The sequence below is a fragment of the Monashia sp. HAY1-2A genome, from assembly GCF_056755315.1.
In genome coordinates, this window is record NZ_JBNDHY010000286.1 from 1 (window position 1) to 1,746 (window position 1,746).

At 71.8% G+C, this 1,746-nt stretch carries 2 protein-coding genes; both read right to left on the bottom strand.

Annotated features, from left to right (window positions below; translation table 11 throughout):
* Positions 1–1,378 (bottom strand): HNH endonuclease signature motif containing protein (locus ACPYOM_RS21825; RefSeq protein WP_481347565.1); only part of this gene is annotated, 1,378 nt, incomplete at its 3' end.
* Positions 1,379–1,492: 114 nt separating this feature from the next.
* Positions 1,493–1,746 (bottom strand): hypothetical protein (locus ACPYOM_RS21830; protein ID WP_481347566.1); only part of this gene is annotated, 254 nt, incomplete at its 5' end.

A 1,746-nucleotide genomic window follows, 5' to 3' on the forward strand; every position in this document is an offset into this window, starting at 1 on the left:
TGGTGACCTCCGTCGGGCCGTGCGGCCAGGGGATGTCGTGGTCGAGGTCGCAGCGAGCGGCCGGGACGGTGCATCCGGGCCCACGGCAGGTGCCGTCGACGGCCTCGACGACCGCACGCATCGATGCCGTCGGCCGGTAGGCGGTGGTCCCGACAGCGGTGGCAGCGCCCGTGCTCGGGTCCACCGCCAGCATCCGCCAGCGCGACGCGGGGTGCAGCATCATCCGCCGTGCCTGTTCGGGGCCCACCCAGCCATGACCGGGCACCTCGCACGGGGCGTCGACGTGGCCGAGCGCCACGGGCAGCGGGACGACGAGCGTGACCGAGGCTGACGGGCGACGCCCCAGGAGCGTCCTCCAGGCGGCGTCGCCCGGGCCTTCGCGGACTGACACGCCATCGGCCGCCCCGCTGTTCGCCGGTATCGACCCGAGCACGAGCAGGTCGGTGATGGCGTCGGCGCGCAGGACGTCGAGGCTGCGCCGGTCGCCGGCCTGCCGTGCGGCTCGTGCAAGAGCATCGGCGCGCTCCATCGCGGCCACGATCTTGTCCGCGTCGTTGGTCACGGTGAGGACCCCGAGCCCGTCGGCATCGATGCGGGCGAACGCACCGCGTCGCCGGCGGGCGTCCCGACGGCGTCGGGCTGCGTCGCGGTCGGCCGCGACGCAGGCGCGCGTGAGGCGCTGGCGGAACAGGGTCGGGGACGGCGGCGCACCGTCCTTGGGACGCAGCGTCGAGTCCACGACGCCAACCGCCGCGGCGTCCTCGAGATGGCGGACCTCGGCGTGCAGGACACGAGCCCGATGAAGGCTGACCGCGCCTGACCGGAGCCGGTCGCGCAGCTCTGCAGCGGCGCTGGAGCGGGCCGTCGCGAGGCCCAGCCTGTCGTGCACCTCCTGCGGTCCGAGCCCCGTGGCCGTGGTGACTTCCAGGACGGTGAGCTCGTCAGCGTCGAGCCATCCGGACGGCCGGGTGCCGCCGGTGCCGGCGACGCGCCCCAGCTCGGCCGACTCGATGCACGACCGGAGCCGAGCGAGCGCCTCCAAGCCTGCCGCGTCCAGGGCGGCCTTGCAGGACTCGACGGCCTCGACGAGCCGAAGCTCGGCATCGGCGTGGGCCTCGGGGCCGCGGTCAGGGGAGTCGTCGAGGTCGTCGGCGGCGGCGTCGAGGAGCTCGGCGACGAGATCGGGCATCAGCTGGTTGAGGACGTGCCGAGCGGCGTTGCGCCTCAGGGACCGCTCGAGCAGGGAGAGCGACCGCTGCCGCACCGGGACGCCGCGACGCGTTCGCATGGGGTAGGCCTCGACGAGCGACGCCACGTCGGCGAGCGCCTCGGCCTCCTCGACCAGCGCGTCAGCACTGCGCGTCCCTTGACCCCTCATCTCCCTATCGAACACCAGTTCGAACGGGAAGTCAAGGTTTGATTCGACGAAAAGTCTTGCAGGCCAATCGTATTCCCTCATGAGTATGCGTCCACGGGTGCTGTGCCATGGAGCTCAACGAGCGGACCGCATCCACATCGCGAGGTCCTCGGACAACCGCGCGATCCTCGAGAGCTCAGCTTCATCGACCCTGCGTCGTGTGGCCGGCGTTGCGCCTTCGGGATAGCGGTAGTCCATCGAGAGCATGAACGAGGATGGTGCACGCAGGTCCGCAGCTTCCCATTGCCGGACGCGCAACCCTGCGGCCACCCAGACACGGGCGGTCCCCGATCTGTCTCTTATACACATCTGACGCTGCCGACGACGGA